The sequence below is a fragment of the Halobacillus dabanensis genome (genome assembly GCF_900114165.1).
GTDB classification, from domain to species: domain Bacteria; phylum Bacillota; class Bacilli; order Bacillales; family Halobacillaceae; genus Halobacillus; species Halobacillus dabanensis.
Map to the genome: position 1 here is coordinate 323775 of NZ_FOSB01000002.1, position 23209 is coordinate 346983.

A 23209-nucleotide genomic window follows, 5' to 3' on the forward strand; every position below is an offset into this window, starting at 1 on the left:
CTTTACCCTTTCACAGAACCAGCAGCAATCCCTTTGACAATCTTCTCCTGAGCAACAAGATAAATGAGCAACAAAGGTAGACTACCAAGTGTCAATGCCGCCATAATGCCAGGCACATTCACCGAAAATTGGCCATAGAATTCACGTAGCCCTAATGGTAGTGTTGCATTCTCTTCTGAGTTAGTCAGAACAAGAGCGAAGATGAACTCATTCCAAATTTGAATAAAGTTATAGATTGCTACTGTAGCAACAGCCGGAGTCAGTAACGGAAAAAGAATTTTCCAGAACAACCGGAAGGGCCCACACCCATCCATTTTGGCCGACTCTTCCAACTCCTTCGGTAAGTCCTTCAGGAATTGAGTGAAGATGATAATAGACACAGGTAAAGCAAATGCAATATAAGGTCCTGGCAAAGCCCATATCGTATCATAGAGCCCCATGTTCTTCGTTAATAGAAAAATCGGAATCAATGTCGTGTGGATCGGAATCATCATTCCGACTAAAAACAGGATGAACAAAGGTCTGTTCAGCTTAAAGCGCATGCGTGCCAAAGGATAACTAGCCATAGCAGCGAGAACAATTACGGCTACAACAGAAATCACCGAAACGACGACACTATTGAAAAAGAATCTAAAAAACTCGGATTCCAGGAGCAGCCGATAATTTTCAAAAGAAAGACTTTCCGGCAAAGACCATGGCGAGCTCATAAACTCGATTTGGGTTTTAAAAGAAGTACTCACCATGACGAAGAAAGGAATACCAGTGAACAACAATAAAAGGATCGCTAAAACATAAAGTGGTATTTGTCGTATTCTTTTCAGCATCTAGTTAACTCCTTTCCGTCTTTGATCAAATATTATGATGATAATCGTTACAAACAGAGCGATGATGAACATACTAAAGGAAATACTGCTTCCATACCCCATATTGAAGTTGGTGAACGTCTGCTCATACATATAAGTGGCCATCAGCTCTGTAGAGTTGTTCGGTCCCCCATCTGTCATCACATAAATCAGGTCAAAATACTTCAATGCTCCGATAATAGAAAGAATCGAAGAGGTAATGATAGTAGGGATCAATAAAGGCAGGGTGATATTCAAGAACTTCTTCCTTGAGTTTGCTCCATCAATTTCCGCAGCTTCATACAATTCTTCTGGAATCCCTACGATTGCTGCCCTGAATAGAATCATATAAAAAGGGGCAAATTGCCAGCATACCGTGGCAATTACCGCCCAAATGGCAGTATCTTCATTTCCAAGCCACCCTCTCTGCCATGATTCCAGTCCTAATTGACCAAGAATTTGGTTGACGATTCCAAAGTTACCGTCATAGATATAGATGAACAAAATCCCGATCGCTACCGTGGACATTAAGAAAGGCATGAAGTAAATCGAACGGAAGAACCTCATTCCTTTGATTGGACTGAATAAAAGCAAGGCCATAATCAAACCTAGCGGGAGCTGAGTCAATAAGGAAGCTGCCACTAGTAGAAAATTGTTCTGTAGGGAGGTCCAAAATACGCTGTCCCCAAGAAGGGTGATATAATTTTGGATTCCTGTGAAAACCATGCTGTTATCAATTCCGGACCACTCGAACAAGCTGTAATAGAAAGTCATCGCTATCGAATAAACAACATACAATCCATAGATGAGTAGAGCGGGACCTAAAAACCCGATAATCACCCAAAAATCCTGTTTCTTTCGTTTCTTTTTCGTTTGATCCGCCCTTACAGGGGTAGGAGGGGTATAGACTTTATCACTTTCCTGATCTTCCTTCTCTTCTAAGTTCCATTTCTTTGCATTGTTCTCCAAGTCTCTCACCTCACTCAAGATGGATAAAAACTACATCAAGAAGTAGTTTCTTGATGTAGTTTTCCTTTGGTTATTCCAGAACTTCCTTCGCTTTCTCTTCGACTTCTTTTGCGGCTTCCTCAGGAGTCATGGATAAACCGAACAAGGCCTGAGTCGTATCCAGGTGTACTTCTGCTAATTCCGGAGGCAGGGTTTGGTCATAGAACGTCTGCATATATTCCGCTTCTTCCAGTACACTGCTAATTTCTGCGACGTATTCATCATCATATTCGACATCCTTGACAGCGGAAATCGCTCCATCAGTATTCGCCAACTGCTGAGCTGTTTCTTTACTTGTCAATTCTTTGACCAACTCTGCTGCAAGCTCCTGATTTTCACTTTTCTCTGCTACGGAGAAAACAGGACTGACACCACCGACGATATCTTTGCTGGACCCTTGTCCACCTTCAATAGATGGGAATAAGAAGAAACCTAGCTTTTCTTCAAACTCTGGCATATCATTTCTCGTCGTTCCCAGCATCCAGTTCCCCTGGATGATCATGCCTGCTTGTTCCGCATAAAGCAGTTGTCTGGATTGACCTGTATCAAAGTTCATGCCGTTGAAGCCATCCGGGAAAGCCTCCATTTCTGCAAGCTCCTGGATCTTTTCCCCAGCCTTCACATAAGCTTCATCATCAAATCCTCTGCCCTCACGGTTATAAGCTTCATTGAAAAGCTCAGGTCCACCAAATCTTTCAGCGAAATACATGTAATAGAAAGAACCAGGCCATTTTGATTGGTTGGCCAAGGAGAATGGAACAATATCATTGGATTTCAATGTCTCTACAATTTCTAATAATTCATCATAGGTCTCAGGTTCTTCTAATCCTAACTCTTCAAACATCTCTTTGTTATACCAAACAGGTACGATGTCCATAGCTAGTGGAGCTCCGTAGTTCTTCCCATCGAATTCAGCCGGTGACAATGCCGCTGGAAGATATTGCTCTGCATTGATATTTTCAGAAATATCCTTTACCTGGCCTGCTTCTACAAATTTCTCCAGCCAGCCACCGCCCCAGGAGTGGAAAACATCAGGAGGTGTTCCTCCGCCCATCGCAACAGAAAGCTTCGTTTTATAAGGATCGTTTTCTTGTCTGACTACTTCTACATTCACACCTTCATTATTACTCTCAAAGCGTTCCACCGCATCTTCGATAGCTACTTCGGAGTTTCCTGTTTCAATATGCCATAGTGTCAATGTTTTAGAACCATCCCCCTCTGAATTACCATTGGAGGTGCTCTCACTGTTCGCACAGCCGGATACGATAAATAATACAACCAGAGACATGATCCATACTTTGGATTTCCACATAATATTTCCTCCCCATTTGTTAGCGTTTTCATTTTTCTGAAATATGGTTTGCTTTTACCTTCCCATCATCCCTTCCGAAAAAGGTCACCTCCTAAAAATAATAAACCAAAACTAAGTTTGTCCATTGCACGAACTAATTAACGTCATAATACCTTATAATTTGTTAGATATCAAGAATATTTTGAAATCTAATTGCAATCTATCGTTTTATATTATAAAACCTCGTACTACATAGTTGACATTTCTGTTGAGAAAATTCATAATCATTTAATAAATAAGCGTTTACATAACGAAAAAGGAGTGCTTTTCTTTTGAGTAACCAACCTCTGGATTTAATGGAGTTAACAGAAACAGATATCGATGCCATAGAAACGAAAGCTGCAGGTCCGGCTGGATCTTTGCCTCTCACTGATGAGATGCTTCGCAATTCCCCGAGTGGTCATTTATTTGGACTATCACAAAATGTGGGCATGGGGTGGCAACCGAATAAGCTGAATGGAAAACAAGTGCTCATGTTAAGTACACAAGGCGGAATGAAAGATGAAAACGGCAACCCTGTAGCCCTTGGCTACCATACGGGACACTGGGAAGTTGATATGCTGATGAAAGAAGCAGCCATGGAGGTACATCGGGCGAAAGGAGTTCCTTTTTCAGCGTATGTAAGTGATCCTTGTGACGGCCGCAGTCAAGGAACAACAGGGATGTTCGACTCGTTCCCTTACCGTAATGACGCTGCAAAAGTTTATCGAAGGCTGATTCGTTCCTTACCCACTAGAAATGCAGTAGTGGGAATCGCCACGTGTGACAAAGGATTGCCTGCAATGATGATGTCCCTCGTTTCCATGCACGATTTACCAACTGTTCTCATTCCTGGAGGTGTCACTCTCCCACCTGCCCAAGGGGAAGATGCTGGAAAAATCCAGACCATCGGGGCCCGCTATTCCAATGATGAACTTTCTCTCAAAGAAGCTGCAGAGTTAGGCTGCCGTGCTTGTGCAACACCAGGTGGGGGCTGTCAATTCTTAGGTACCGCTGCCTCTTCCCAGGTCGTCGGGGAAGCTTTAGGTCTTTCCATCCCTCATGCAGCTTTAGCACCTTCTGGTCAAGATATATGGAAGGAAATGGCACGCAAATCCTCCCGGGCCGTGCTGGATATGATTGAAAAAGAAATAACAACAAAAGATATCATTACAAATGAGTCGATTGAAAATGCGATGGTCGTCCATGCTGCTTTTGGTGGATCGACGAATCTTCTTCTTCATATCCCAGCAATCGCTCATGCAGCTGGCTGTGATATACCGACAGTAGAAGACTGGATTGAAGTGAACAGAAAAACACCACGAATCGTCAGTGTTCTTCCTAATGGACCAGATGACCATCCTACTGTTAGAGCCTATCTTGCAGGGGGAGTACCTGAAGTAATGTTACATTTGAAAGAACTCGGTCTTCTTAACCTCGATGTGATGACCGTGACAGGCAAAACTTTGAGAGAGAATCTCGAATGGTGGGAACATTCTTCACGAAGAAATCAAATGAAACAACGTTTATGGGATGCAGATCAAATAAAACCAGAAGAAGTCATTATGTCCCCGGAACGAGCGAAAGAAAGAGGCCTGACATCTACGATTACATTCCCTGTCGGAAACCTTGCACCCGAGGGTTCCATTATAAAGTCTACATCGATAGATCCTGAGGTTATCGATGAAAATGGAATCTATTACCACAAAGCAAAAGTAAAAGTATTTACGAGTGAACGAAAAGCTATAAAAGCTATAAGAAACGGGGAAATCAAAAAAGGCGACATGATGGCTGTTACCGGCTGTGGTCCTTTGGGCACAGGGATGGAAGAAACCTATCAATTGACTTCCGCTTTGAAGCACTTATCTTATGGAAAATATGTGACGCTGATTACAGATGCTCGTTTTTCTGGTGTATCCACAGGTGCATGTATCGGACATATCGGCCCTGAAGGACTCGCTGATGGCCCTATTGGAAAACTAAAAGATGGGGACGTTGTTGAAGTTTATGTAGATACACACAACTTGACGGGTCACCTCCACTTCCTGGGGACCGAAGATCAACCAGTCAGCCCGGAAGAAGGAAGGGAAATACTAGAACATCGGGTACAAAACCCAGACATACAACCATCGGAAAAGTTGCCTGATGACACACGGTTATGGGCAGAATTACAAAAGGTGAGCGGAGGGACTTGGAAAGGTAGTGTATACGATGTCGATCGGATAATTAAGGTTTTACGGGCTGGTGAAAAAGCACTGGAAAAAGAACAGGTTACTGTGGACAGTAAATAAATAAGAAGTAGAAAAAGAAAGCCCGGTTTTGTATCAACACTGACAAAACCGGGCTTTCATTGTATTCTTGGCCCATTAATTCTATTGTTTTCCCCTCATCTGTTTCATAGAATTTTACCTAAACACCAACCGTAGAAAGAGGCTCTCTTTCTTTTATTTGCTTCATTTCTTGTTCCAGCTTCAAAACTTTCTTTCGTTCTTCCTCCAATTGTTCCTGGAGGTGTTGATTCTCTTTCACCAAATAATCTCTTTGATCTAGTACGCGCAGCATATCTTCTCTCACATTCATTCCTACTTTCTATATATTTTTTCAATGATGGACAAAAAAATGGACAGGAAACTCTTTTGTAATCTACACCGGATGTTTGTGTTGGAAAATGACGTTTTTTGTATTTTTATAATATACTCCTGTCTATACCCATTGTAAAACTTTTATAAACAAAAAAGGAGAAAAATATTGGAGGCGCCCTCTCCATCGGTTAGAAACCATTCTATTGCAGGGATATTTCTATCTATGAGAGACGCATTCTTCCGTTCGCTAACGCACCAGGAGCAGGCACAAAAAAAGATGCTCCCGATCAGGAAGCATCCGAATTTTGTTCTTCTTGCTGATGTTGATTATTTTTGCGGTTACGAATTAGAGGGACAACAAACGATAAGATACTGACAATATAAAGACTGATCGATACAGGATCAGAAATCAGGGCCATTATATCTCCATTGGATGCTGTAAGGGATTGTCTTAGCGATTGTTCCATCATCCCACCAAGGATGAAAGCGAGAATAAATGGAGCTGCCGGAAAACTGAATAATCTCATCAAATAACCGAGCACCCCGAAAATCAACAGTAAATATAAATCAAACGTGCTGAAGCTGATCGCATAGACTCCAATTAAACTAAAAATCGCTACTAGAGAGATAAGCATAGGTCGAGCAATTTTTAATATTTTCGCTATATAAGGAATCAAAGGTAGATTCAAAACCAACAAAAAGATATTTCCGATATACATACTGGCAATGATGCCCCAGAATACATCAGGGCGATCTGCCATCAATAGTGGTCCTGGTTGAATACCCAGGACGAGAAACGCACCGAGCATGACCGCTGTCGTCCCGGAACCCGGAATCCCCAAACTGAGCAATGGGACGAAAGCTCCACTAGTCGCCGCATTGTTCGCTGTTTCCGGAGCGGCCAACCCTTTGATAGAACCTTTCCCGAACTCTTTCGGCTTTTTAGCGATTCTTTTTTCACTAATATAACCGATGAAGGAAGCAATAGTCGCTCCAGCACCTGGCAAAACTCCGAGAATAAAGCCGAGGAATGATTGACGGGTCATGGGACCTCTCATTTCCTTAAAGTCAGCTTTACTGAGTTTCAAGCTTCCGATATCTCCTTGACTACCCAACGAAGTGTCTTTTCGCTTAAGGATAAGAAAACAAATTTCAGCTAAGGCGAATAGACCTAGAGCAATGACAAGAAAGTCAATTCCTTCGAGGAGGTTCGGATTTCCGAATGTAAAACGAGTCGTTCCCGTTTGTGTATCGATTCCAATAGTCGCGGCCATGAATCCGATGGTCGCTGTAATGAGAGCTTTAATCGTCGAGCCATCTGATAAACTGGCAATTGCCGTCAATCCTAAGAACATTAAAGCGAAATACTGTGGCGGCCCAAATGAAACAGCGACTTGCGACAAAGCAGGAGCGAAAAGCATCAACAAAACAACAGAAACTGTTCCACCGACAAAAGAGGAGATAGCAGCAATGGCGAGGGCTTTACCGGCTTCTCCCCGCTGGGCCATCGGATAACCATCGAACGATGATGCCACTGTTCCCGAAATTCCCGGGGCATTCAATAAGATTGAAGAGGTGGAACCACCGAATACAGCACCGTAATAGACACCTGCCATCATAACTAGAGCGACGGAGGGATCCATTCCATACGTAATCGGGATCATAATGGCAATCGCACTGATCGGACCAAGTCCTGGCATCATACCGATCAATGTTCCGGCAATGACACCGATCAAAACAAATAGTATCCCTTGCCAACTAAAAGCAACTTGCACTCCTTGCATTAAACCTTCCATAGCACCCATATTGACTCACACCTTCTAAAATGGTAGTAATCCTTGAGGTAAACGGATTTGTAACAAGTAATTGAACGATAAGTACATAATCAAAGGAAAAAGTACGGCGACTAATATTGCGGTTTTGAGCTTTCTGTAACCCAAAAACCAGGAGCATCCAAATATAAAAAGAAAAGAACTCAACACAAAACCGATGATTTCCAAGAGGAAAATATAGAAGAAGATCATTCCTCCAACGGCAAGTAAAACGAGAATCTCTTTTTTCGGTACTTGACGCTTTTCTTTCTCCTCTTCTGTCTCTGAGGATTTATCAAAAAATAAAAAGATAGCAAGAACAATCAGAAGGTATCCTAACACCTTCGGAACTAAATCGGAGTCGACAGGGACATAGGGATATTTTTTCAAGTTGTAACTCAAATAAAGATAACCAGCGGCAAATAAAATCAGGAAAACACTTATCTTCTGGTTCATCGTCTTCAACACAAAGATCACCTTCTATTTAATAAGAAAGGGTCTGTGAAGAGGAAACAGACCCTTTCAAGATTATTGATTCAATCCCAACTCTTCCATAAGGCTTCCGAGTTCCTCTCTCTGTTGATCAAGGAATTCACTGTACTCTTCACTGTCCATGTAGGATTCATCCCAACCATAATTGTCACGTACCTCTGCAAATGCTTCAGAGTCGCTGACTTCTTTCAACTTTTCTTCATAATAAGCGACTTGTCCTTCCGTCATATCTCCCGGACCAAAGAATCCTCTCCAGTTGACGAACGTTGCATCAATCCCTTGTTCTTTCGCTGTAGGGAATTCTCCAATGACCTCGCCATCGACGCGTTCCTCAGCAGTAATACCAAGAACTCGGACTTTACCAGCCCTCACTTGTTCAACTGTCTCAGCCATCCCGGTAGAATAAACATCAGCACTTCCGTTCAAAATTTGAGTCATTCCTCCACCATCCTGGGCGGAAACGTATTTGATTTTTTGGATATCCACTCCTGCTTCCTTCGCAATGGCCACGAATTGCATATGATCCATAGAACCGGGAGCAGATGTACCAACGACCGTTACACTGGAGGGATCTTCTTTCATATCCTCAAAAAGTTCATTGAGATTTTCCCATTTAGCATCCTCGGCTACAGCAAAAGCAGCATAGTCGGCAATCATATTCGCAAGTGGCGTAAAGTCCTCATGTGAAAGATTAGATTGACCATTCAATGGAACAAATATCAATGGAGGCGAAGATACAAAAATGTTATGAGGGTTATTCGTGCTGTCTACATAAGACCAGCCGACAGATCCGCCTCCCCCTTCTTTGTTGACAACCCCGACATTTTGTTCAGTAATGTTTTCTTCTTCCAGAACCTTACCTACAGAACGAGCCGTCGTGTCCCAGCCACCACCGGCTCCTGCTGGTGCGACGATTTCAATATTTTTATCCGGTTGCCATTCCCCATCTTCTCCTTCTCCGCTAGTCTCTGATGAACTTCCACAAGCAGTAAGGAATAATACGAGTACCAATGCACTAAACATCCATAATTTCTTCATTCTGAATCCCCTCTCTTCAAGCTGTTTGTAGCTAGTTTATATGAAAGTTTTTAGTATGTAACCGTTTTCAAAATATCCTTTATTAAATGCAATAAACGAAATTAACCAAATAAAATTCATGGGATTCATAATTTGCTTTATAAGGTAGTCTGCTAGGTTCGGGGATATCCGCCGATTGCCAGGATATATCCGCGACTTTTGTAAAGATATCCGCGAGTTGGAGAGATATATCCGCGACTTGCCCAAAGATATCCGCGAGTTACTAAGTTATATCCGCTACTAACCCAAAATCATAGCTAGAAGCTTACTAACCAGCAGTTATCCATTATTTTCTGGCCATAAAAAAACTCGCCCGAAGACGAGTTCATCTACAATAATATTTCCGTTCTGGACGACCGACTTTTCCGTAATTCATCTCCGCTTTCCCTTTCCCGATCCGAATCAAATATTCCAAGTACCTACGAGCCGTCGTTTTGGAAGCACCCATCAGTTCACTCGCTTGCTCAGCAGTCAGCCCTGTACCTGCCGCTTCTGATAACATTGTTTGTACTTTTTCCAATGTAAGCGGATCGATTCCTTTAGGAACTGGGGGATCCTCTATTGCTACTTTACCTGAAGGCTTGATTAACCGATCAACGGTTTCTTGATCGAACGTTTCCAAGTTATCGATCTCTTCTTTCCGCTTCAAACAGTCTTCAATCGTCTGCTGAAACCTTTCCATTGTAATCGGTTTGATAATATAATCAATGATTCCATACTTCAACGCTTTTTCCAAAACATCTTTTTCTTTCGCTGCTGTAATCATAATCACATCAAGCTGTGGAGCTTTTTCACGGATTTCATGGAGGAGGTCGACGCCCAAACCATCCGGCATATAGACATCCAGCAAAAGTAAATCCGGTTGTTCCTTCTCAAGCAAATCTATGGTTTCCCCAGCATTCAAAGCTTTCCCGACAACTTCAATCCCGTCCATCATCCGCAGAAATTGAGCATGGAGCTCAGCAACACGAAAGTCATCTTCACTGATCATCACTTTCATTGAGTTTCACCTCCTGGATTTTTAGGTAAAAAAATAGAAAATACTGTGCCACTTTGATCTCCATTTAATATCTCCAGCGTACCTCCAAGTTGATCTACGACCTCTTTCACATTTGCAAGTCCATAGCCTCGAAGTTCCCCTTCCTTCGTAGAAAATCCTTTTTCAAAGCAACGGGAATACATATCTTCCGGAAACCCAGGACCATTATCCGTCACTTCGAAAACGATATCTTCGCCTACATCTGTTACGAAAAACTCTACTTGTTTCACTTCCTGACTGCTCACTGCTTCAAAGGCATTATCAATCACGTTCCCCAGCACCGTAACCAAATCCGCGCGATTGATATGCGCAGGTACACGCCCTAGTTCCGAATCTATTTGAACCGTGAAATCAACCTTCTCTTCCGATGCTTTACTCATTTTCCCTACTAAAATCGCCTGGACCGTTTCATCCTGAATATGATCAAAAATAACTTCTTGGTGTTTTTGTGAAGTCCGCGACTCCTCTGCAATCATTTGTATCGCTTCTTTTTCTTTTCCAAGCTGCAACAGTCCCAGCAGCACATACATCTTATTCGCATGCTCATGTGTCTGCGATCTCAAACCTTCGGAATGGCGTTTCACCTCTGATAGGGCCTGCACCATCTTTCTCACTTCCGTCTTATCACGAAAACTAGAAACGACACCTTCCACTACTCCGTTATGTATGATTGGCGTCCGGTTGGCGATCACCAGTTTGTCACGCAGCATCATCTCTTCATCTTTCAAGGCTTTGCCTGTTTGTAAAACTTGCAGCATTTTTGTATTTGGAAAAACCTCTGTGATCAGACGACCTTCCGCTCCTTCATCTAAATCCAGCAATTCGATTGCTGATTGATTGATCATAGTCACTTTGCCTTCTGCATCGATCGAAATGATACCTTCTTTTATTGATGATAAAATGGCTTGCCGTGTTTGATAGAAGGACGTGATTTCGTATGGTTCGAGTCCTAAAGTATCTTTCCGAATGCTTCGTGCCAGCAGTAAACTCCCCACCACACCTACAATTAAAACAAGCACAGCGACCCCAAAAACATTTTCGACTTTATTCCAGACAATCGTCCGTATATCTTCCAGTAAAAAACCGACGGAAACAATGCCTATGATCTCTCCGCCTTCATTAATGATCGGAGCTTTACCGCGTAGAGAAGGACCAAGCGTCCCCTCTGCTCTTGATATGTAATACTTCCCATCGCTTAAGGCCCGTTCATTGTCACCTCCGACCATACGCTTGCCGATTTTACTTTCATCGGGGTGGGCGTAGCGAATGCTATCCGTATTTCCAACAACGACGAACTCCGCCCCCGTCTGCTGCTGGACGCTCAATGATATTGGCTGAATAATTTCAGAAGGGTTTTCCTCCTCAAATGCCTGTTGAACCGAAGGCATGAATGAAACCGTTCGGGCTACCTCAAGCGCAAGCCGCCCCATATGCTCTTCAATGTCCTTTTTTTCCATATAGGCAAAAACACCTGCCAACAAACCAATCACCATTACAAGCAGTGAAAGAACCAATCCTAGAATCTTTGTGCGCAGTGAAACCTTCATCCCCTATCTCCACCTATGAAAACGTTATCTTAGATTATCGTAACATAGAGATTGTCGTTTGAGTGATTAGGAGAATCGGTATTTTTTAAAAAGTCAGTTATTTTTTACAATAGGATGGTAATTTATGTAGATCTTAATGGGAATTCACTAGTTATCCCTGGTCAAGGTAAAGGTCGATAAAAGTCAGATGAATGTTTATGCCGATAAAGAGTCGGAAATTGGAGAAGAGAATATTTCCTGGGAAATTACAGGGGAAATTTGATGAATAGTGATGGCGCCTTACTATCTTAAAAATTTTAGTTTCTCACCATCGAATCATCTCACTAGTTTTACAGATTATGATAGGCCTCAACCTCTCTATTCAGGCCAGATCTAGAAGCTTCATATTCCGAGTATAACCGGCCACATGTTACTAGATATTCCATAAATCTTTTAAAAAAATCGATATATGACGATATAATTAACACCTTCAAAAAAAGGAATGAGTGCATGTTATCTAAACTATTTCGTAAAAAGAAAAAAGAACCACAGGAAAAAAAGCCACTTCAAAAAAAACCAAACGAAAGAGGCAAAGCACACATCAGTAAGAGAAAAGGAGAAATTGGGGAATACAAAATAGATATTCAATTAGACCAAATGCCAAAAGAATATAAGCATATGAGCGACTTACTAATAGAAAATCCAAAATCCAAATCCGGATATTCGCAAGTCGATCACGTACTTATAACAAGCTATGGTATTTTCGTCATCGAAACTAAAAATTATCAGGGAACGGTGTATGGAGGAAAAGACAGAAAAACATGGTCTGTGAATGGGAAGTTCAAAATGATGAACCCGTTCTTTCAAAACTATGGTCATATCCAAGCACTGAAAAAGATTATCGGAGAGAAGTATGAGGGAAGCATGGTTTCTATCGTTTCTTTCACAAAGCGTTGTACCTTCAAAATCGATACCAACCTCCGTGATATTAAAGAGAATCAACTTATCGTTTATGATATGGAACTTAGTGAATTTATCAATCGGAAAATCCATGTACAAAAGTTAATACATAAACAACCTCTTATAACTGCGGAAGAGGTTCAACACATTTATGGTGAAATAAAAAAACAACATATATCAAATCCCGATGTTCTAAAAAGACATGTGGAAGCCTTAAATGATACATCGGAAACTACTCGATCTACCTGTGTAGTGTGCGAGAAAGAAGTATCTAATAAAGTGAAATCGTTTTGTTTAAATAATAAAAAGTTTGAGGGTAAAATCTATTGTTACGACCATCAAAAATAATACTTTTCGCTCTAATACTAGCGTGGCTGCCCCGACAAAGGCCCTTTCTATTTTATTGCTAATAAAATTTACCCTTTGAATTTTATAATCACCAAAACTCCTTTCTATGCTTCCCGAGCACAAAAAGGAGTTTCACTAAATTCTATAAATATCTAAGCACGACCAGCCAACAAGCTCATCACCGTCTCTACTAAAACACGAGAAGCATCTGGCATTACTGTTTGATCAAAAGTCATTTTTGGATGGTGAAGGCCGGGCTGTAAATCACAACCGACCCCGAGCATAGATGCTTTCAATTCCGGCCGTTTAATCGTATAAAAATGAAAATCGTCACCCCCGCTGGTTTGGAGGACAGGTGAAAGAGCATCTGCCCCTACAGCTTTTGCGATGCCCCGCTCCATATGAGCAATAGCATCAGAATCGAGGACAGCGGCGGGAACGTCGGATTTCACTTCAGCCTCGACATCCACCCCGTATAATTTTGATACAGCTTCCAATACCGCCTCTACTTTTGCCGTCAGCTCGGCCATTACATCATTCGTCTGCGCACGTAAGTCAACGGAAAAGGTAGCACTTCCTGGTATGATGTTCGTACTCTCCCCTCCACCATGAAAGGAAGTAACTTTAGCGGAATAGGGAACCATCGGATCCAAATGGATGTTGTTGATCATTTGAATGATTTCCGCTCCGAGCTCAATGGCGTTTTTATTTAAATGCGGGCGGGCGCCATGAGCATCTTCTCCTGAGATTGTTGCTTCTAAAAACCGTGCGGCTCCATGTTGGATCGCTGGAGAGAACTGGCCGGTCCGTAATTCCTGAATAGGTCTTAAGTGAAGACCATAAAGGTAGTCCACATCATCCACAGCCCCTTTTTCAATCATCTTCCACGCACCTTCCATTTTTTCTTCTGCAGGTTGAAAGATAAAGCGAACCGTTCCACTTACATTCGCCAGCTTTTCTTCTAAGGTGAAAAGCGTTTGTAATACCATCGCCATATGGGCATCATGGCCGCATGAATGATTCGCTGTAGATACCCCGTCGACCTCCTGATAAAGGGCGTCGATATCAGCTCGAATCGCAATACATGGATGACCGCTCCCGATTTCGGCAAGTAGTCCTGTACAATCATCAAATCGCTTGATCCTTGCATCCGTTTTTTCTAATAAAGATGCGATGTAATCAGTCGTCCTTGTTTCTTGCCAACTGACTTCAGGGTTCTCATGTAAATGAGCGAACATCTCCTTTATCGTCGGGCGAGCATTTTTGTTCATTCGTAGCCTCCTCTAACCGATTTCATTCCTATTTCCCGTTTGTTTAAGAGATAGATATCCATTGTCTTCCTTTCTCCCCCTCGTCGCTTAGGATAGATCTTCAGGCGACAAAGAAAACCAGGCTGTTTATAACAGATCTCCTATTCTGTCATCCTAACTTTCATGATTATTCTGTCAACTCCAACTTTACTATATTGGCAAATTTGAGTCAGGTTTTTGTTTCTAGAAGTAAGGGGTATTTTTTATAAAGTATGGCTGCTCTCTTCATATGTGGGACCGTACAATAGAGTTTTTTGAATAAAGTCCATTTACAAATGTCGTTGTCTTCGCTACTATGAAATCAAAGCACAATAACTGCATACGCAAACAGCACTAGGGGAGCTGCTTCAAGCGGCTGAGAGGAAACCATTCCGACCCTTTGTACCCGAACTAGATAATACTAGCGTGGGGAAGTGCGGTCGTCACTCACAAGGACCATAGTGGTTCTTCCTTATTATGATTGATCGACTGCATTCCCATGGGATGCAGTTTTTTTTGTGTTCAAAAAAAGGAGGAATACAAATGGAAAATAGTTGTGGAAATTCTCGTATTGTGGGGTGCTCTTTTTCTGTGCACCCAATGTCCGACCAATTCGTGTCTTATATTAAAACAAGCTTACAGGAAGTGGACACATCAAAAGTATGGATGCACACAGATGATGTCACGACAACTGTCCGCGGACGGATGGAGCATGTATTTGATGTGACGAAAGCGATTTTATTGCATATCGCAAAAACAGAAGTCCACGTCGCGTTCCAGGGTACCTTTTCTATTGGATGCCCGGGCGATTCTTCAGGGGATGTGTATATGGATGAAACAACAGAGCGGATGAACGAAGCGGAAACAAGAGACATCCAGCAGTATATCGCAGCGAAATTCTCTCTCTATCCAATGGGTGGCGGAAATTACATGGATACGATTTACAGCCAAATCGAGGCGATGAAAGAAAAAGGTGTAACCGTCTCCCCCGCCCACTATTCGACACGACTTGAGGGCGATACCCATGATATTTTCTCAGGACTGGAAGATGTCTTCAGGGAAACAGAAAACAGCGGGTCTTCACATACGGTCATGACTGTTACGGTTTCTGCCAACAGCCCGACCCACAAGGAGAAAAAATCATGAACTCCTGGAAGTTGAAAGAAATCGTAGTCATGTCTGTATTGTCTGTCGTTTTTGCTATTGTTTATCTCGCTTTTCTCCCTGTTGGAAAAATTCTTGTCGGCTTCTTCGGTCCCATCGGCTATGATTTGATTTTCGGCATCTGGTTCATCGTCTCCATCATCGCCGCCTATATCATCCGCAAACCAGGAGCTGCGTTTTTATCTGAAACAATTGCAGCAGCTGTCGAAGTTTTACTTGGCAATGCGGTTGGACCAATGCTTTTAGTTTCCGGGATGATTCAAGGACTCGGAGCTGAATCCGCTTTTGCGATGACCAGATATAAGCGCTATGACTTGTTCACACTCATGCTCGCAGGTGTAATGGCAGCTATCTTCAGTTTTGTCTGGGGCTACTTCCTTTCCGGGTTTGCAGCTTTAAGTACGGGGTACGTCCTCGCCATGTTCATCTTTCGTCTAATTAGTGGTGCGCTCATTTCAGGAGTATTAGGAAAAGCACTTAGTGATGCACTAGCGAAGACAGGCGTCCTATCAAGCTTCGCCCTTGGAAAAGAATACCGGAGGAAGCGGGCCGCATGAAGGATACCATTTTGCGAACAGAAAACCTTACCCTTTCCTATGAGGAGCACCCGGAACCAGTGCTTCAATCGATCACTTTTTCGGTCCAGAAGGGAGAAGGGGTTCTCCTGCTTGGTCCTAGCGGGTCGGGGAAAAGTTCCCTCACGCACTGTTTGAATGGACTTTTCCCTCGCGAACTTGATGGGTCGATGAATGGAAATGTTTTTATCGAAGACCGTAACACCAGCGATTATCACCCCGGGGAAATCGCACGAAAAGTCGGTGTCGTCTTCCAGGATCCAGATTCACAGTTTTGCATGATAACCGTGGAAGATGAAGTTGCCTTCGGGCTTGAGAACTTGAATGTTCCTTATGAATCGATGATAGAGAAGGTGGACAAAGCGTTGCAGTGGGTAGGAATGGCGGATTACAAGCTGGCGAAGATCTCCGATTTATCTGGTGGCCAAAAACAAAAAGTCGCCCTCGCCTGTATCCTCGCGATGGAGCCGGAGGTCCTCATCCTTGATGAACCGACCGCCAATTTAGACCCCGTTGCAACTAAAGAATTCATCGACTTATTGAAGCGATTGAAAGAAGAACTGAACTTCACCTTACTGGTCATTGAGCATAAATTGGAAGGCTGGCTGACCTTTCTGGAAAGAGTCATCGTTTTCAGCGAGGACGGTCAGCTTGATTATGACGGTCCGTTACGTCACCATTTACAATTCCATGCAGAGGACCTTCATAACATGGGGATCCGACTTCCTTTTGCAACGCGGACGTCATTGGAAGAAAAAAGGCAACCTCCTCACCCTCTTTTTGTCACAGATTTACCTGGACTCCCTTCCTTACAAGAGGAAAGGACTCGGGGAAAAGCCATGGGAGATGCCTGGTTGGAAATGAGCAATGGCACTTGGAAATCGATTTTACACAGCATAGATGTCACCATTCATGAAGGGGAATGGATAGCGATTGTCGGAGAGAACGGAAGTGGAAAATCTTCGTTATCGAAAATTCTCGCTGGCATTCAAAAACCAACTAGAGGGAGCATCTCTCTTGATGGCCGTCCGTTAAACAAGTGGAAGGAACAAGAATTGCGCAAAGAAATCGGCTACGTTTTCCAAAACCCGGAACATCAATTCATTACAGATTCTGTATTTGAGGAAGTCGCCTTCAGCCTAAGACACGGCGGAATAGCAGAAGAAGAACTGAAAAACACCGTCGAGGAAATTTTAGCTTTTTGCCGGTTGAAGGGAATGGAAAACCAGCATCCTTTTGTTCTGAGTCAGGGACAAAAACGACGGTTGAGTGTAGCCACGATGATCGTTGACAACCAACGGCTGCTTTTTCTTGATGAACCTACATTCGGACAGGATGAAAAATCGACAGCCGAATTAATGGATCTACTGCAACAAAAACACGACAAAGGAACAAGTATTGTTATGATCACCCACGACATGGAACTTGTCGATCGTCATGCGACCCGGGTGCTCGTCATGAAAGAAGGAAGGCTGGCATTTGATGATCGACCGGAAAAACTATGGTCCCACCCTGGTCTCCCTGATTTCCATTTGGAACTTCCACCACGGGAACAGTGGAAAAGAACAATAAAGAACAAGGAGCATACCTATGTTTCTTCATAATGTAAACCCGACAGTAAAGGCCCTGACGATTATAGGGATCGTCTTTCTACTAGCCTTTCTATTCGATCCTGTCACTCCTTTGCTCTATATTTCCTGGACGATTGTTGTTACCTTTTTGTTCGGGACGTTCAAAAAGAAATATTACATCTACTATTTCCTTTCATTCCTGCTGTTTGCATTTGGAATGTTTTGGACGACGTTGGTATTTTCAGATACTTCCGCCCCTTCCGGAAAAACCTTGTCTCTCTTAGGGATCACCGTCCCAGCGGAAAATCTCTGGGTAGCGACTTCGTTAGGTCTGCGTGTTCTAGCCTTTGCCACGCTTTCGTTGTTGTTCCTTTTCACTACAAACATGGTTCACTTTATTCTCAGTCTCATCCAGCAGTTGAAACTACCACCAAAAATAGCTTATGGAGTGTTAGCAGGTTACCGCTTCCTGCCAATGTTGAAAACTGAATTCCAGCAGGTTCTTGCTGCTCATAGAATCCGTGGTGTCAACAAGCCAAAAACATGGAAAGAAAAGATTGTGCAGTATCAACGAATGGCCATCCCTCTCCTGGCTGGTGCCATTCGCAAAGCAGAGCGTACAGCTGTTGCCATGGAATCAAAAGGATTTACCGGCGCTAAGGACCGCACCTTTTACCGTCCGATGAAAGTACAGAGAAAAGACTGGTTATTTCCATTGATGATGTTCGGAATGCTCGGGATCACGATAGCTCTTTCTGTTTACTTCGGATACTTCTCTTTCTACGACGGACAACTTTGATCATAAAAAAAGCCTGAGTCCCAATACCTTAAGGTACTGGGACTCAACCAATCTTCACTAAAAATTTGCTATTTAAATTTATTTCATGAAATAGAAGTCCTCATAGTAAATGTTTTAACTCTTCCACAACATTCTCTGGTTTCCCGCCCGTCACACCAGCGACCAGATTTTCTGCTGCTTTCATAGCCATCGCCTCACGGGCCTGAGCCGTGGCTGAGCCAATGTGTGGAGTCGTCACAACGTTATCCATTTTCAGGAGTGGGTTGGATGGTTCGACAGGTTCATTTTCAAACACATCTAAGCCAGCTCCGCCGATCATACCTTCCCCCAGGGCATGAATAAGTGCTTTCTCATCAACCACCTGCCCACGAGAAGCATTAATTAAAATCGCATCTTCTTTCATTTGTTTCAGTTCTCGCTCTCCTATCAAATGCTGGGTTTCTTCAGTCAGGGGTACCATCGTAAGAACAAAATCAGATTTATTCAATAGTTGTTCTAGCGATTCTTTTTTAAGCCCGTATTTTTTTTCAACCTCAGGACGAGCATTTCGATTATAATAAAGCACGTTCATATCGAATCCTTGAGTTGCCCGTTTGGCCACCTGTTCTCCAATCCGCCCCATGCCGATAATACCGAGAGTGGAATGATGGACATCCTTTGATAAAAAAGTAGGTTCATCTAACTTGTCCCATTTTCCGACTTTCACATATTGGTCCAACTGACTGATTCGTCTAGAGCTCGATAAAATTAAACCAAAGATTAAATCGGCCACGGTATCGTCCAGCACGTAGGGAGTATGAGTACCTATAATATTGTAATCAGCCATAAGATCAGTATCTAATGTATCGTATCCAACAGAAATATGGCTAATAATTTTCAAGTTCGGGGCCTGCTTAATAAAATTTTCGGTCACTTTGGCTTTAGGAATCATTAGTCCTTGAACATCTTTAATTTCGTCAAACAAAATGTCGTTCGGAATACTTTCCTCCTCTCTCCAAATCCTATAATCACAATGCCCTGCTATATAGTCTTCGACTTGTTGCGAGACGGGTTTCGCGATAAAAACTTTTGGTTTCATTAGTCCCTCTCCTTTTACCACTCCGCTATACTTCTATCCTTATGTCTCCAAATCGGATTTCTCCAATTATGTCCTTCTTCCGCACGCTGACGTACATAATCTTCATCAATCTCAATACCGAGCCCAGGACCATCAGGGAAAGCTACATGTCCGTCTTTATAATCAAAAACGCTCCGATCTTTTACGTAATCCAACAAATCATTTTCTTTATTGTAATGGATTCCTAAACTTTGCTCCTGGATGAAAGCGTTGTGTGCAGTCGCATCCACGTGCAGGCAGGCAGCTAAAGCAATCGGGCCTAATGGACAGTGTGGCGCAAGGGCAACATCATACGCTTCTGCCATGGAGGCGATTTTTTTCACTTCTGTGATTCCTCCCGCATGTGACAGGTCTGGTTGAATGATATCTACAAACCCTTCAGATAAGAGGTTTTTGAAGTCCCACCTTGAATACATTCTCTCCCCTGTAGCAATAGGAATATGCGTATGGGCGGCAATATCTCTCAATGCCTCGTTATGCTCGGATAACACAGGCTCCTCAATAAACATTGGTCGATAAGGCTCAAGTTCCTTGGCTAAAATTTTGGCCATCGGTTTATGTACTCTCCCATGAAAGTCAATGCCGATACCGACGTCTTTGCCAACACTTTCGCGGACACTTGCCACCCTTTCTACGGTTTGATCGATTTTACTGTAGGTATCAATGTATTGCAGTTCCTCTGTTCCGTTCATTTTGATGGCTGTGAATCCCGTAGCAACCGCTTCCTGTGCAGCTTTGCCCACATCAGAAGGTCTGTCGCCGCCAATCCAGGAATATACTTTGATCGAATCCCGGCACGCACCGCCCAGCAGTTGGTATACCGGTGCGTTATAATATTTCCCTTTAATGTCCCATAGTGCCTGGTCAATGCCTGCAATGGCACTCATAAGAATCGGACCACCGCGATAGAAACCGCCTCTGTACATCATATTCCAATGGTCTTCAATTCGTAGAGGATCCTTTCCAATCAAACCCTCCATCAATTCCTCAACAGCCGCCTTGACTGTATGAGCCCTTCCTTCAATAACGGGCTCCCCCCAGCCTGTAATGCCTTCACTCGTTTCTATTTTCAAAAACAACCACCTTGGTGGCACTTGAAAAAGTTCATAGCTTACAATTTTCATAATGTGATAGTCTCCTTTTCAAATAATTCGTTTCCAGTTCCTGATTACGGAACACTGTTCCAACAATATCGTAAAAAAACAGAAACCAATATTTACAAAAGTATATCTCCAAGTGAAAACGCTGTCAACCATTTGCAGAACCTAACAAGCTGGAAATCTCTTGAGAAACCTTCTTCACCTCTACAGCAAGATGCTCCAATTTCTTATCATCCACTCTCATAATCGGACCTGCGACACTGATTCCGCCAACCACATCACCATGAAAATTGAAAAGTGGTGCAGCTGCACATTGGATGCCTTCCTCATGTTCTTCCAAGTCAAAAGATACTCCACGACTCCTGATCTCTTGTAGATGCTTCTTCATTTCTGCTTGATCTGTAATGGTATTTTCGGTAAATTTCGTCATCGGGCGTTCGGTCAATACCTCATCGATTTTCTCTTCCGGTAAAAAAGCTAAAATCGCTTTCCCAACCCCTGTACAATGCATCGGCGCCCGTTTGCCGATTCTGGAAAACATCCGAATCGTAGCTTCTGATTCGGTTTTATCAATATAAACGATTTCTGACTGATCCATCATTACGAGGTGAACCGTTTCTCCCGTCGTTTCCGCTAATTGATTCAAATAAGGCGCAGCAGTCTTACGGATATTCAAATGACTGGAGACCACTTCGCCAAGCTCGATTAATTTAAGCCCGAGCAGATATCTTTCATTTTCTACATCCTGCTTGACGAAACCTTGCAGCAATAGAGAACTCAACAACCGGTGAACAGTACTTTTGGAAACGTTCAAACGGTGGGAAAGTTCTGTTACACCTAAACCTTTCGGATGTTCTTTTAGCATATTCAAAATGGTTAAAGCCCGATCTACGGATTGAACAGTAACCGCTTCCTTTTTCGCCATTCCTTGCACCCCGATCTAGAATACTATTATTTCCGATTATATCATATTTAACTCTCCCATAAGCTCATAGAACGATGGCTTTCTTCTTTAGCACGAAAGGTCATCCTCTAAACGGATGACCTTTCGCTTGTTTTTGCATTGGAATTATTTAAACTGACGTGTTGCTTCAACAGCTTTCTTCCAGCCTTTATACAACTTATCCTGCTCGTCTTCACTCATTTCTACCGTAAACGTGCGCTCGTTCTCCGACTGTTGTTTGATCTCCTCTTTATCCTTCCAGTATCCGACAGCAAGTCCAGCTAGAAATGCTGCACCTAGTGCTGTTGTTTCCTGGACGACAGGCCTCTCGACAGGTACTCCTAGAATGTCACTCTGAAATTGCATGAGGAAGTCATTTTTGACTGCACCACCGTCGACGCGGAGAGCTTTCAAATCGATTCCTGAGTCTGCAATCATTGCATCCAGCACATCTTTTGTTTGGTAGGCGAGTGACTCCAAAGTCGCCCGTACAAAATGTTCTTTTGTTGTACCACGGGTTAGTCCGAACATCGCACCTCTCGCGTCACTATCCCAATAAGGAGTGCCTAACCCTACGAAGGCAGGTACTAAATAAACCCCATCTGTAGACTCTACCGAGGTCACGTATGCCTCTGTTTCCGGCGCATTCTCGATCATTTTCAAGCCATCTCGTAACCACTGAATAGCCGATCCAGCTACAAATATGCTTCCTTCCAACGCATACTCGACTTTCCCATCGATTCCCCATGCAAGCGTTGTCAAAAGTCCGTGATCAGAAGCTACACCTTCTTCTCCTGTGTTCATCAGCATAAAGCAACCGGTGCCGTACGTATTTTTGGCCATTCCTTTTTCAAAACATGCTTGTCCGAACAAGGCCGCTTGTTGGTCCCCGGCAATTCCTGCAATAGGTACTTCCTCCCCGAAGAAATGATAGTCGACGGTATGGGCGTAGACTTCTGAAGACGGTTTCACTTCTGGCAGCATCGATTTCGGGACATTCAGGATATCGAGGAGTTCTTCATCCCATTCCAAATCATAAATGTTATACATCAACGTCCGGGAAGCATTGGAATAATCAGTAATATGAGTTTTTCCACCCGAAAGTTTATAAACAAGCCATGTATCAATCGTTCCAAATAGTAGTTCCCCATTATCCGCTTTTTCTCTGGCTCCTTCTACGTGGTCAAGAATCCATTTCACTTTCGTGCCCGAAAAATATGGATCCAGCAGAAGACCTGTTTTTTCACGAAAACGTTCATTGTGAGCAGCGGCACGAAGATCCTTACAAATGTCTTCCGTTTGACGGGACTGCCAAACAACAGCTCTATGAATCGGTTTTCCTGTATTTTTGTCCCAAACGACTGCTGTTTCTCTTTGATTGGTTATGCCGATCCCTGCCACTTGTTGGGCAGAAATATCTGCTCTTCTCAACACATCCGCAATACAAGCAAGCACGGATGTCCAGATTTCATTCGCATCATGCTCTACCCAGCCTGGCTGCGGAAAAAATTGCTCAAATTCCTTTTGCGCAGTTTCTACAATTTTTCCTTCTTTATTAAAAAGAATTGCTCGTGAGCTTGTTGTTCCTTGATCAATAGAAAGAATATATTTGTTTTCCATATCTATCATCTCCTCA

20 protein-coding genes and 1 riboswitch are annotated in these 23209 nt (G+C 43.0%); of the genes, 6 read left to right on the forward strand and 14 right to left on the reverse strand.

Features of this window, described 5'->3' with window-relative positions; translation table 11 throughout:
• Positions 1-2: 2 nt before the first annotated feature.
• From BMZ58_RS04770 to BMZ58_RS04780, 3 genes are all read right to left on the reverse strand, one after another.
• Positions 3-824, reverse strand: coding sequence for a carbohydrate ABC transporter permease (locus tag BMZ58_RS04770; protein ID WP_075035418.1), 822 nt, complete (start codon positions 822-824; stop codon positions 3-5).
• Positions 825-1820 carry a carbohydrate ABC transporter permease gene (locus tag BMZ58_RS04775; protein WP_244151504.1) on the reverse strand — a complete coding sequence of 332 codons (996 nt, stop codon included), beginning with the start codon at positions 1818-1820 and terminating at the stop codon, positions 825-827. It abuts the gene before it with no gap.
• Between the two features lie 61 nt (positions 1821-1881).
• Positions 1882-3162, reverse strand: a complete 1281-nt coding sequence (locus BMZ58_RS04780) for an ABC transporter substrate-binding protein (protein ID WP_083412526.1) — start codon at positions 3160-3162, stop codon at positions 1882-1884.
• A 335-nt stretch (positions 3163-3497) separates the two neighbouring features.
• Between BMZ58_RS04780 and BMZ58_RS04785 the strand changes: the two genes are divergently transcribed.
• Entirely contained in the window at positions 3498-5471 is a 1974-nt protein-coding gene (locus BMZ58_RS04785) for a YjhG/YagF family D-xylonate dehydratase (protein WP_075035629.1), read from the forward strand.
• A 118-nt stretch (positions 5472-5589) separates the two neighbouring features.
• Here the strand turns inward: BMZ58_RS04785 and BMZ58_RS20985 are convergent, their stop codons facing one another.
• The 6 genes from BMZ58_RS20985 to BMZ58_RS04810 form a co-directional block, all read right to left on the reverse strand.
• Positions 5590-5760 (reverse strand): hypothetical protein, encoded by a 171-nt coding sequence (locus tag BMZ58_RS20985; RefSeq protein ID WP_167360025.1) that lies wholly within the window; start codon positions 5758-5760, stop codon positions 5590-5592.
• A 289-nt stretch (positions 5761-6049) separates the two neighbouring features.
• A complete protein-coding gene (locus tag BMZ58_RS04790) occupies positions 6050-7567 on the reverse strand; it encodes a tripartite tricarboxylate transporter permease (RefSeq protein ID WP_075035419.1) in 1518 nt (505 codons plus the stop codon).
• Positions 7568-7582: 15 nt separating this feature from the next.
• The gene (locus BMZ58_RS04795) at positions 7583-8029 is read right to left on the reverse strand and encodes a tripartite tricarboxylate transporter TctB family protein (RefSeq protein ID WP_425268643.1); all 447 of its coding nucleotides are present in this window, start codon (positions 8027-8029) and stop codon (positions 7583-7585) included.
• Between the two features lie 72 nt (positions 8030-8101).
• Entirely contained in the window at positions 8102-9103 is a 1002-nt protein-coding gene (locus BMZ58_RS04800) for a tripartite tricarboxylate transporter substrate binding protein (protein WP_075035421.1), read from the reverse strand.
• Positions 9104-9467: 364 nt separating this feature from the next.
• Positions 9468-10142 carry a response regulator gene (locus BMZ58_RS04805; RefSeq protein ID WP_075035422.1) on the reverse strand — a complete coding sequence of 225 codons (675 nt, stop codon included), beginning with the start codon at positions 10140-10142 and terminating at the stop codon, positions 9468-9470.
• Positions 10139-11728 (reverse strand): ATP-binding protein, encoded by a 1590-nt coding sequence (locus BMZ58_RS04810; RefSeq protein ID WP_075035423.1) that lies wholly within the window; start codon positions 11726-11728, stop codon positions 10139-10141. The genes BMZ58_RS04805 and BMZ58_RS04810 overlap by 4 nt, the downstream gene beginning before the upstream one ends.
• 489 nt (positions 11729-12217) lie before the next feature.
• Between BMZ58_RS04810 and BMZ58_RS04815 the strand changes: the two genes are divergently transcribed.
• Positions 12218-13015 (forward strand): nuclease-related domain-containing protein, encoded by a 798-nt coding sequence (locus BMZ58_RS04815; RefSeq protein WP_075035424.1) that lies wholly within the window; start codon positions 12218-12220, stop codon positions 13013-13015.
• 152 nt (positions 13016-13167) lie between these two features.
• Here the strand turns inward: BMZ58_RS04815 and BMZ58_RS04820 are convergent, their stop codons facing one another.
• Positions 13168-14286, reverse strand: a complete 1119-nt coding sequence (locus BMZ58_RS04820) for a M20 peptidase aminoacylase family protein (RefSeq protein WP_075035425.1) — start codon at positions 14284-14286, stop codon at positions 13168-13170.
• Between the two features lie 364 nt (positions 14287-14650).
• A riboswitch (TPP riboswitch) is annotated at positions 14651-14754 on the forward strand.
• 93 nt (positions 14755-14847) lie between these two features.
• On the opposite strand from BMZ58_RS04820, the gene BMZ58_RS04825 reads away from it, so the two are divergent.
• Genes BMZ58_RS04825 through BMZ58_RS04840 form a run of 4 tightly spaced genes read left to right on the forward strand, consistent with a single transcriptional unit; the run spans position 14848 to position 18413 of the window.
• Positions 14848-15450 (forward strand): YkoF family thiamine/hydroxymethylpyrimidine-binding protein, encoded by a 603-nt coding sequence (locus BMZ58_RS04825; RefSeq protein WP_075035426.1) that lies wholly within the window; start codon positions 14848-14850, stop codon positions 15448-15450.
• Positions 15447-16025 carry an ECF transporter S component gene (locus BMZ58_RS04830; protein WP_075035427.1) on the forward strand — a complete coding sequence of 193 codons (579 nt, stop codon included), beginning with the start codon at positions 15447-15449 and terminating at the stop codon, positions 16023-16025. Before BMZ58_RS04825 ends, BMZ58_RS04830 begins: the two co-directional genes overlap by 4 nt.
• Positions 16022-17647 (forward strand): ABC transporter ATP-binding protein, encoded by a 1626-nt coding sequence (locus BMZ58_RS04835; protein ID WP_075035428.1) that lies wholly within the window; start codon positions 16022-16024, stop codon positions 17645-17647. The genes BMZ58_RS04830 and BMZ58_RS04835 overlap by 4 nt, the downstream gene beginning before the upstream one ends.
• Positions 17634-18413 carry an energy-coupling factor transporter transmembrane component T family protein gene (locus BMZ58_RS04840; RefSeq protein WP_075035429.1) on the forward strand — a complete coding sequence of 260 codons (780 nt, stop codon included), beginning with the start codon at positions 17634-17636 and terminating at the stop codon, positions 18411-18413. Before BMZ58_RS04835 ends, BMZ58_RS04840 begins: the two co-directional genes overlap by 14 nt.
• Before the next feature lie 100 nt (positions 18414-18513).
• On the opposite strand, the gene BMZ58_RS04845 is transcribed toward BMZ58_RS04840, so the two are convergent.
• From BMZ58_RS04845 to glpK, 4 genes are all read right to left on the reverse strand, one after another.
• The gene (locus BMZ58_RS04845; protein WP_075035430.1) at positions 18514-19491 is read right to left on the reverse strand and encodes a 2-hydroxyacid dehydrogenase; all 978 of its coding nucleotides are present in this window, start codon (positions 19489-19491) and stop codon (positions 18514-18516) included.
• A 14-nt stretch (positions 19492-19505) separates the two neighbouring features.
• Complete coding sequence (gene dgoD, locus BMZ58_RS04850) at positions 19506-20654, reverse strand: galactonate dehydratase (RefSeq protein WP_075035431.1); 1149 nt, start codon at positions 20652-20654, stop codon at positions 19506-19508.
• Positions 20655-20778: 124 nt separating this feature from the next.
• A complete protein-coding gene (locus tag BMZ58_RS04855; RefSeq protein ID WP_075035432.1) occupies positions 20779-21555 on the reverse strand; it encodes an IclR family transcriptional regulator in 777 nt (258 codons plus the stop codon).
• 144 nt (positions 21556-21699) lie between these two features.
• A complete protein-coding gene (gene glpK, locus BMZ58_RS04860) occupies positions 21700-23193 on the reverse strand; it encodes a glycerol kinase GlpK (protein WP_075035433.1) in 1494 nt (497 codons plus the stop codon).
• Positions 23194-23209 lie beyond the last annotated feature (16 nt).

Coding starts and splice junctions, on each gene's coding strand:
- BMZ58_RS04770 (WP_075035418.1), bottom strand. CDS start 824: ATGCTGAAAAGAATACGACAAATACCACTTTATGTTTTAGCGATCCTT.
- BMZ58_RS04780 (WP_083412526.1), bottom strand. CDS start 3,162: ATGTGGAAATCCAAAGTATGGATCATGTCTCTGGTTGTATTATTTATC.
- BMZ58_RS04785 (WP_075035629.1), top strand. CDS start 3,498: ATGGAGTTAACAGAAACAGATATCGATGCCATAGAAACGAAAGCTGCA.
- BMZ58_RS20985 (WP_167360025.1), bottom strand. CDS start 5,760: ATGAATGTGAGAGAAGATATGCTGCGCGTACTAGATCAAAGAGATTAT.
- BMZ58_RS04790 (WP_075035419.1), bottom strand. CDS start 7,567: ATGGGTGCTATGGAAGGTTTAATGCAAGGAGTGCAAGTTGCTTTTAGT.
- BMZ58_RS04795 (WP_425268643.1), bottom strand. CDS start 8,029: ATGAACCAGAAGATAAGTGTTTTCCTGATTTTATTTGCCGCTGGTTAT.
- BMZ58_RS04800 (WP_075035421.1), bottom strand. CDS start 9,103: ATGAAGAAATTATGGATGTTTAGTGCATTGGTACTCGTATTATTCCTT.
- BMZ58_RS04805 (WP_075035422.1), bottom strand. CDS start 10,142: ATGAAAGTGATGATCAGTGAAGATGACTTTCGTGTTGCTGAGCTCCAT.
- BMZ58_RS04810 (WP_075035423.1), bottom strand. CDS start 11,728: ATGAAGGTTTCACTGCGCACAAAGATTCTAGGATTGGTTCTTTCACTG.
- BMZ58_RS04815 (WP_075035424.1), top strand. CDS start 12,218: ATGTTATCTAAACTATTTCGTAAAAAGAAAAAAGAACCACAGGAAAAA.
- BMZ58_RS04820 (WP_075035425.1), bottom strand. CDS start 14,286: ATGAACAAAAATGCTCGCCCGACGATAAAGGAGATGTTCGCTCATTTA.
- BMZ58_RS04825 (WP_075035426.1), top strand. CDS start 14,848: ATGGAAAATAGTTGTGGAAATTCTCGTATTGTGGGGTGCTCTTTTTCT.
- BMZ58_RS04830 (WP_075035427.1), top strand. CDS start 15,447: ATGAACTCCTGGAAGTTGAAAGAAATCGTAGTCATGTCTGTATTGTCT.
- BMZ58_RS04835 (WP_075035428.1), top strand. CDS start 16,022: ATGAAGGATACCATTTTGCGAACAGAAAACCTTACCCTTTCCTATGAG.
- BMZ58_RS04840 (WP_075035429.1), top strand. CDS start 17,634: ATGTTTCTTCATAATGTAAACCCGACAGTAAAGGCCCTGACGATTATA.
- BMZ58_RS04845 (WP_075035430.1), bottom strand. CDS start 19,491: ATGAAACCAAAAGTTTTTATCGCGAAACCCGTCTCGCAACAAGTCGAA.
- dgoD (WP_075035431.1), bottom strand. CDS start 20,654: ATGAAAATTGTAAGCTATGAACTTTTTCAAGTGCCACCAAGGTGGTTG.
- BMZ58_RS04855 (WP_075035432.1), bottom strand. CDS start 21,555: ATGGCGAAAAAGGAAGCGGTTACTGTTCAATCCGTAGATCGGGCTTTA.
- glpK (WP_075035433.1), bottom strand. CDS start 23,193: ATGGAAAACAAATATATTCTTTCTATTGATCAAGGAACAACAAGCTCA.